Origin of the sequence: Streptosporangium sp. NPDC023615 (genome assembly GCF_040640155.1) — a bacterium.
In the GTDB taxonomy this organism is placed as follows: Bacteria; Actinomycetota; Actinomycetes; order Streptosporangiales; family Streptosporangiaceae; genus Streptosporangium.
Map to the genome: position 1 here is coordinate 1 of NZ_JBFABE010000126.1, position 7,519 is coordinate 7,519.

Here is a 7,519-nt window from a genome sequence, read left to right on the forward strand (position 1 = left end):
TGCCGTTGGCGGTGCCCTGTGCGTTGGCGTCCAGGCACTTGTTGCCGTACACCTGAAGCTGCTTGCCCGAGGTGTGGGTGAAGCGCTGGTTGACGCCGGTGCCGCAGTCCCACAGTTGCGCCTGGGTCCCGTTGGCGGTGCTGCTGCCGGTGACGTCCACGCAGCGGTTCGACTGGGCCCCGACGATCTGCGTGCCCGGCTGGGTGCTGGTCCCCCCGGGCCCGGCGGCCGCCATCACGGCCTGGGCGCCCGCGGGCCAGTTGCCGTTGGTGACGGTGACGTTGTTGTTCACGACGTTGCCGCGGTCGCCGTTGGTCACGTTGGTGCTGCCGTTGGTCGACCAGTTGCCGGTGACGGTGAAGTTCCCCATGTTCTCGGCGAACCAGTAGTTGGCGGTGGCCCAGGTGCCGGTGGAGGCGAAGACGTTGTTGCGGGCGGTGTAGTAGCGGGAGCCCTCGTCGAAGTAGAGGCCGAAGTAGCCGTTGGTCCGCAGGCAGTGGTTGTCGCTGATCAGCCCGCCCGGGTTCGCCGACAGCGTGTAGATGCACCCGCCGTCGTTCATCTGCTGCATGACGTCGTGCACGTAGTTGCCGGAGAGCCGGTTGTTGGACGCGGTGGTGGCCGTGGTGTAGCGCGGCTGGTAGTTGTACAGGCCGCGGCCGGCGTAGTGCTCACTGCCGCCGGCGTCGTTGGCGCCCCAGCCGTACCCGATCGACATGCCGGTGTACGGCATGTTGTAGACCTCGTTGTTGGTGACGTTGGAGGTGCTGACGTAGGTGGTCAGGACCGAGACGATGCCCCGGTACTCCACGCCGAGGTCGTGGATGCGGTTGTTGCTGACGGTGATGTTCCGGTTGACCATCCGCTGGTCGCCGGGGTGGTGCGCGTCGGCGCGCACGCCGCCGACCACGATGCCGCCGGCCGAGCTGCGGGCGATCTCGGAGCGGGTGACGGTGACGTTGCTCGCGCCCAGGCCGACACCGCTGGCGTGCCCGTTGGCGTCGTTGCCGATGCCGATGGCCGTCTGCCCCAGGTTGAGGAACTGCGAGTCGCTGAAGGTGATGTTGTTGGCGGCGGACACCTGCACGGCGGCGGGCATCTGGTACCAGTTCGGCCGGGTGGCCTCGAACTGCGGGCAGCCGTTGTGACAGGAGGCGAAGGCCGGCCGGCTCCAGTCGCCGGCCATGTAGACGCCGGTCTGCTGGTCCACGTACCCCTGGTTGCCGCTCGGCGCCGTCCAGGTCGTGCCGGTGAACGTGATACCGGTGAACGCGATGTGGTGCGCGGGCGCGTCGTAGGTGCCCCCGACGTTCACCAGCGACTGCAGCACCGGCAGCTCCACGCCGACGGTGCTCATGTTCTGCCCGGAGAGCGGGATGTAGGACAGCGCGCCGGTCCCGGGGTCGAGGTACCACTCGCCCGGCGCGTCGAGGAACTCGTAGGCGTTGGTCAGGTAGAGCGGGCCCGCCCGGTGGGGGCTGGTGAAGGTGTCGTACCCGAAGTTGTTGTTGCTCCAGCCGGGCTGCTGCATCGTGATGAAGTTGCCGGTGATGTTCTGCACCGAGGCGTACCGGTCGGTGAACGAGTTGACGCTCTCCATCTGGACCCGGCTCTTGTTGGCGAGGTTGTTCAGATAGCCCAGGGCGCCGTTGGTGAAGGCGAGGCCGCTGCTGTTCGCGGTGAAGTCCGCCCGGTTCACCTGGGTGCGGGCGCGGGTGGCGATGGCGCCGTTGACGTACAGCTGCCGGGTGTCGACCCCGGTGCCGACGTTGGCCCGCCAGATGTTCTTCCCGGAGTCGGCGAGCGACCAGCCGGTGACCGCCCTCGCCCCGCTGATGGTGGGACGGGCGCCCGCGGCGGCCTGCCACTTGACCGTGTAGCCGTTGTTGCCGGAGTCGGCGGCGGTCAGCCGGAGCGGCGCGGTGAGGCGGTACGTCCCGTCGGCCAGCTCCACGACGATGTCACCGGACATCGTGCCGGTGAGCGCCCGCACCGCGGTCTGCGCGGCGGCCAGCGAGCACGGCTGGGCCGTGGAGCAGGCGGTGCCGGTACCGGAGGGGGAGGCGTACAGGGTCGTGGTGGCCGCCGAGGCGGGCGAGACCGGCGCGACCAGGGCGGCCGCGGCGGTCAGCCCCACCGCGGCGGCCCCGGTCAGCACCAGCCTCCGCAGCGCGGGGTACGAGAATCCAGCCATGGAACTTCCTTACGTGGGGGTGAGGGGGCTCGGCGGAGCGTCCCGGCGGGCGCGGATCGGTTCCTCGTGGCGCCGGGCGCGGCACACGCCCCGGGCGGCGTCACACCCGGGGCGCGGCCGTCCGGGATCGGACGGCGTGCCGGTCTCCCGCGGCGGGCAGGTGAAGGTGGCCCTGCCGTGGCAGGAGATCCCCCGCCGGGACGATCGCTCGTCCCGGCGGGGGATCCCGAAGGCGTCTCAGAGGTCCGGAGAGGGGGTCAGCTCCGGGTCCAGCGCTGGTTGGCGCCGCCGTTGCAGTCCCAGATGGCGAGCCTGGTGCCGTTGGCGGTGGCGCTGTTGGGCACGTCCAGGCACTTGTTCGCGCCGAGGGCGGTGATGGTGCCGTCGCCGTTGAGGCGCCACTTCTGGTTGTTCTGACCGGTGCAGTCCCAGATCTGGACCAACGCTCCGTTGGCGGTGCTCTGGTTGCTGACGTCCAGGCACTTGTTGCCGTAGACCCGCAGCTCGTTCGCGGCGGTGGAGGCCCAGCGCTGGTTGTTCTGGCCGTTGCAGTCCCAGAGCTGGACCGCCGCGCCGTTGGCCTGCGAGACGCCGCTGACGTCCAGGCACCGGCCCGAGCCCACACCCCGGATCACACCGTCCGTTCCCGGCGTCGGCGTCACCGTCGGCGTCGGCGTGGGTTCGGGCTGGTCGCCCCCGAACTGGGAGAAGAACCTCCACACCTCACCCTTGGTCCAGGTCGTGATGCCGCTCTCGGCGTAGGTCCCGTCCACCGGTCCGGGCATGTGGCCGTTGTCGAAGGCGGCCCACACGACCGGGTATCCGGCCCGGCACCCCGAGTAGGTGGTGGTGATGTGCGTCCTGCTGCCCGCCGCCGGCTCACGCGGGTTCTGGGCGGTGCAGCCGTTGTTGCGGACGAACCTGTCGCGCAGCGACCGTCCCTGGGAGATGTTGAGGACGTTGTCGCCGATGCCGTGAAGCCCCATGTACGCGATGGGCTGGGTGCCGCCGCTGCACCCGCTGAGCTGCGCGCCGGCGTAGACCGCGACCGCGCGGAAGACCGTCGCCCTGCTGCAGGCGAGCGAGTAGCTCATGCCGCCGCCGTAGCTGAAGCCCATGGCGAAGCGCTGCGTGGTGTCGACGCACAGGGAGGCGTCGAGCAGCCTGTTCAGGTCGTCGACGAGGTTCACGTCCTCGTTGTTGGAGTTGGCCCAGCCGCCGCCGAGGCCCTGGGGCGCGATGAAGATCCCGTTGTTGTTCGACATCTGCCGCATGCCGTAGAAGGACCAGGGGTACCCGCTGGTGCCGCCCGAGTCGATCTCGGTGGCGGTGCCGCCCCGCCAGTGGAACCCGAAGAACACCCGGTAGGGCGTGTTGTTGTTGTAGTTGTCGGGGAGTCTCAGGATGTAGGAGCGGGTCTTGCCGCCGCTCTGGATCGTGTGCGTGCCGCTGTTCAGCGCCGGGGCCTTGCCGCACCCGGCGGTCGGCGCGAGGGCGGCGGTGCTCGTGGACGACGTGGTCGCGCCGAGGCTGCTGCTCAGCGCCGCGTGACCCGTGGACACGACGAGAAGCGCCGCGACCGCGATCGCTCCGAGGAGGGATCTGCGCTTCGCCATCACGCGCCCTCCCCTGTGGTCCGAACGGCGACATGTCTTGATGGGGACACCACTGGGTTCTCCTTCATCGGGGGGTGGGAGTCTCGGCCGACCGGGTGGCGGCTCAACGCCGTTTCGTCGGCTTCCGCGCCGGACACCATGTGATCCGAGGGGTTGCGAGGGTCGCGGCGGTCAGGCCGCGATGCACGACCGCCGCGGAGTGCCCCACTCCGGATGCGGTCGAGCCGAGGAGACCTCCGAAAGGAGGCGTCCGGGAGACTTAGCTACTAGTTACGTTCCTCACGCTGAGGCGCGTCAAGACCTTAAGCCCACTTATTTCTGACTCCTCACAGTGCGACCTGTGTCCGGGTGGGGACTCTTCCCAGCGTGCGCGCGGCTGTCCGGATCTCCGTCCCCGCCCGCCCGTTCGGGAATCCGGCGGCTCGCCGGATGTATCGCATTCAGTGCCGGGCGGGCGGGGGATCGATGGCGACCCGGACCGCGATTGGTCGTACCCTTGAGGAGGTGGTGGCAGGGAGGGGGCGAGCAGGGTGATCGATACTCCACGCGCGGAAGGCGCTTACCGGCCGGGCTACGAGGTGGCCGCGGAGCAGGTGCTGGAGTTGATCGGCCGGTTGCGCCTGCGGCCCGGCGACCGCATGCCCACCGAGAACGAGCTGGCCCGGCAACTGGGCACGAGCCGGACCGTCGTGCGCGAGGCGGTGAAGATCCTCTCGGCGCTCGGCCGGGTGCGCGCCCAGAAGGGGCGTGGTCTCTACGTGGCCGACGACGAGGGGATGCTCGGCACCGGGCGCTGGGCGTCCTTCTTCCTGCCCACCGATCTGGACCACGTCTACATGCTCTTCGAGTTCCGCCGCGCCCAGGAGATGGAGACCAGCAGGCTGGCCGCCCGCCGCGCCACCCCGGTGGAGCTGGGGGAGATCGAGAAGTCGGTCGCGGTGTGCCGCTACGGGTTCGACAACGGCCGTGACGACCTGTTCAACGAGGGCGACGACGCCTTCCACACCGCCGTCGCGACGGCCTCGCACAACATGTTCCTCCAGATAGCGGTGCGGGAGGCCCGCCGGCTGCAGGCCCAGTCCAGCCTCATCGGGATGCGCGGCTCGGTGGGCGGGCACGCGGCCAAGGCCGTCGAGGAGCACGAGGCCATCTACCAGGCCATCCGCGCCGGCGACCCGGAGGCGGCGGCCCGGGCTGCGGCGACGCACATCGACAACACGCTGGAGGACTACCGCAGGGAGATCCGGCAGCGCATCTTCTCGCCGGCCGACTGACTTCCCGCGAGCGGGTCGCGGGACCGGTCACGGGTGAAAATTTCACCGCACCGCACTCCCGGCAGGAAAGCACGCCCCCGGCCCGGGAGCAGATGGGACCCGCTCGCCGGGCGGACGCCCGGAACGCCGGACCCTCCGATCCTTGACAGATCTTCCTCACTTCGTGTCTACTCTGCCGCACCACCCACGACCAGGCCCACCGGGCAGAGGCAGACGCCGATGAACATATGTGAGCGCTAACAAAACCACTCGACGTGAGCGTCCGCCCCAGACGCTCCGTCCGGTCCCTTCGACGCGGGGATGGAGCGTCGCCGTCACCTCCCTCTCACAGGACATCCCGGAGGACTCACGAGGATCAGCCAGCTGTCACGCCGGGCGCCGATGAGGCCGGCTCGGTGAACCGTGGCCGTCGCCCGGACCCCGGCGCCGGGAAGAAAGGTTCGGCCCCGGCACCGGGGTGCCGGGCGTGCCGAGCCAGTCCGGCCGGGCCTCCTGCGGGACGGTTCCGGCCGGTTCCGGATCGGCCGAGGGAGAGAACCCGCCCGGGGGCGCCGACCGTCCCGAGCGGGTTCGTTCCGTGGGGTCAGCTCCGGGTCCAGCGCTGGTTGGCGCCGCCGTTGCAGTCCCAGATGGCGAGCCTGGTGCCGTTGGCGGTGGCGCTGTTGGGCACGTCCAGGCACTTGTTCGCGCCGAGGGCGGTGATGGTGCCGTCGCCGTTGAGGCGCCACTTCTGGTTGTTCTGACCGGTGCAGTCCCAGATCTGGACCAACGCTCCGTTGGCGGTGCTCTGGTTGCTGACGTCCAGGCACTTGTTGCCGTAGACCCGCAGCTCGTTCGCGGCGGTGGAGGCCCAGCGCTGGTTGTTCTGGCCGTTGCAGTCCCAGAGCTGGACCGCCGCGCCGTTGGCCTGCGAGACGCCGCTGACGTCCAGGCACCGGCCCGAGCCCACACCCCGGATCACACCGTCCGTTCCCGGCGTCGGCGTCACCGTCGGCGTCGGCGTGGGCGTCGGCGTCGGCTTCGCGCCGCCGTCGAGGCCGAGGAAGGTGACGGCGTAGGCGAGCTGGCCGCTCATCGGCAGTTGGTGACCGATCCCGCTGATGCTGATCCCCTCCACCGTGGCCTGGGCCGAGGTGACGCCGTACCTGGTCCGGGTCCAGTTCGACTGCGGACGGTCGGTGAACGCCGGGCTCTGGCCCAGCCCGTGCAGGTTGGTCCACTGCTTGATCTGTTCGCCGAAGTTGTTGTAGTGGAGCGTGGTGTCGGTGGTGCCGTGCCACAACTGCATCCGGGGGTAGCGGCCGGTGTATCCCGGATACATCGCCCGTGCCTGGTCGCCCCACTGCTGCGCGGTCTTGATCAGGTTCCCGCCGGAGCACTGGCTGTTCCACAGCGACCCGTTGGTGGTGGCGAAGCACCCGGCGGGCACGCCGGAGAACGCCGAACCGGCGGCGAACACGTCCGGGTACTGGGCGGCGAGCACGTTGGTCATCATCGCGCCGGAGGAGAAACCGCTGACCACGATCCGGGCCGGGTCGACGTTGTGGCGCTGCCGCGCCCAGGCGACCATCGCCATGACACCGGTGGAGTCACCGCCGCCGTCGCGCCGTAGCGCGGCGGGAGTGGACACGTCGAAGCACTTCTCGCTGCGGGTGACCTCCGGCACCACGATGACGTACCCGTACCTGTCGGCCGCGGTCACGTAGTCACGCCCGTTGCCGTTGAAGACGGCTCCGGCCGACCCTCCGCAGTAGTGGGTCAGCACCAGCAGCGCGGGCTGTGCCGCGACCCTGTCCGGCACGTAGATGAACATCTTGAGGTTCGTCGGGTTGGCCCCGAAATTCGTCACCTGGGTCAGGGACGCGGCCGCGACCGGCCGGGCCACCAGGAGCAGGCCCGCGATCACCAGGGGTAAGGCGGCGACCGCCAGCACGGCCCTGAGCCTTCGTTTCACGGTGTGTCCTTTCGATTGCGGGGGCGTTCCCGAGCGGGTGCTCGGCCTCCCGGCGTCAACAGGCGGATGCGGCCCGGGGAGCGGACCCTCTCCGGAGCGAGAGGCGGCACCGGCCGTCGGATCCGACGGCCGCGGTGGCCGGCGGGACGATCCGGGCTCCACGCGCGGGTCGGGCGGGCTCGGTCGTGTGCCGGGCCCGCCCGTTACGGCTTCCGCGCGATCCTGATCGCGTGCCGTGTTCGCGTTCCCCGACGGGGTGGCGCGTGGTTGGCGGTCCCGGGCACGGTGCGCTCACTTCCCGTGCCCGGGACCGGTTGGTGGGTCCCGGGCACGGTTTTCTCTCACCCCGTGCCCCGGGACCGGTTCAGTGGGGATCGGAGGGAGGTCCGATCCGTGTCAGGGCCTCGTCAGGGCCGTGTCGGGTCCTCAGCGCTGCAGGGTCAGCAGGCCCGGGCGGTAGGGCAGCAGGCCGTAGTTGGAC

At 70.2% G+C, this 7,519-nt stretch carries 4 protein-coding genes; 1 reads left to right on the forward strand and 3 read right to left on the reverse strand.

Translation table 11 applies throughout. From position 1 onward, the window contains the following. Window positions 1-2,194, reverse strand: a 2,194-nt coding sequence (locus AB0G16_RS37940) for a ricin-type beta-trefoil lectin domain protein (protein WP_362815736.1), incomplete at its 3' end; no start/stop codon positions are given. A 257-nt stretch (window positions 2,195-2,451) separates the two neighbouring features. Next, window positions 2,452-3,810: a lectin gene (locus tag AB0G16_RS37945; protein WP_362815738.1), complete on the reverse strand. Its 1,359-nt coding sequence runs from the start codon at window positions 3,808-3,810 to the stop codon at window positions 2,452-2,454. Between the two features lie 530 nt (window positions 3,811-4,340). On the opposite strand from AB0G16_RS37945, the gene AB0G16_RS37950 reads away from it, so the two are divergent. Next, window positions 4,341-5,084 (forward strand): FadR/GntR family transcriptional regulator, encoded by a 744-nt coding sequence (locus AB0G16_RS37950; RefSeq protein WP_362815740.1) that lies wholly within the window; start codon window positions 4,341-4,343, stop codon window positions 5,082-5,084. Window positions 5,085-5,667: 583 nt separating this feature from the next. Here the strand turns inward: AB0G16_RS37950 and AB0G16_RS37955 are convergent. Continuing rightward, window positions 5,668-7,038, reverse strand: coding sequence for a PHB depolymerase family esterase (locus tag AB0G16_RS37955; protein ID WP_362815742.1), 1,371 nt, complete (start codon window positions 7,036-7,038; stop codon window positions 5,668-5,670). Between the last annotated feature and the right edge of the window lie 481 nt (window positions 7,039-7,519).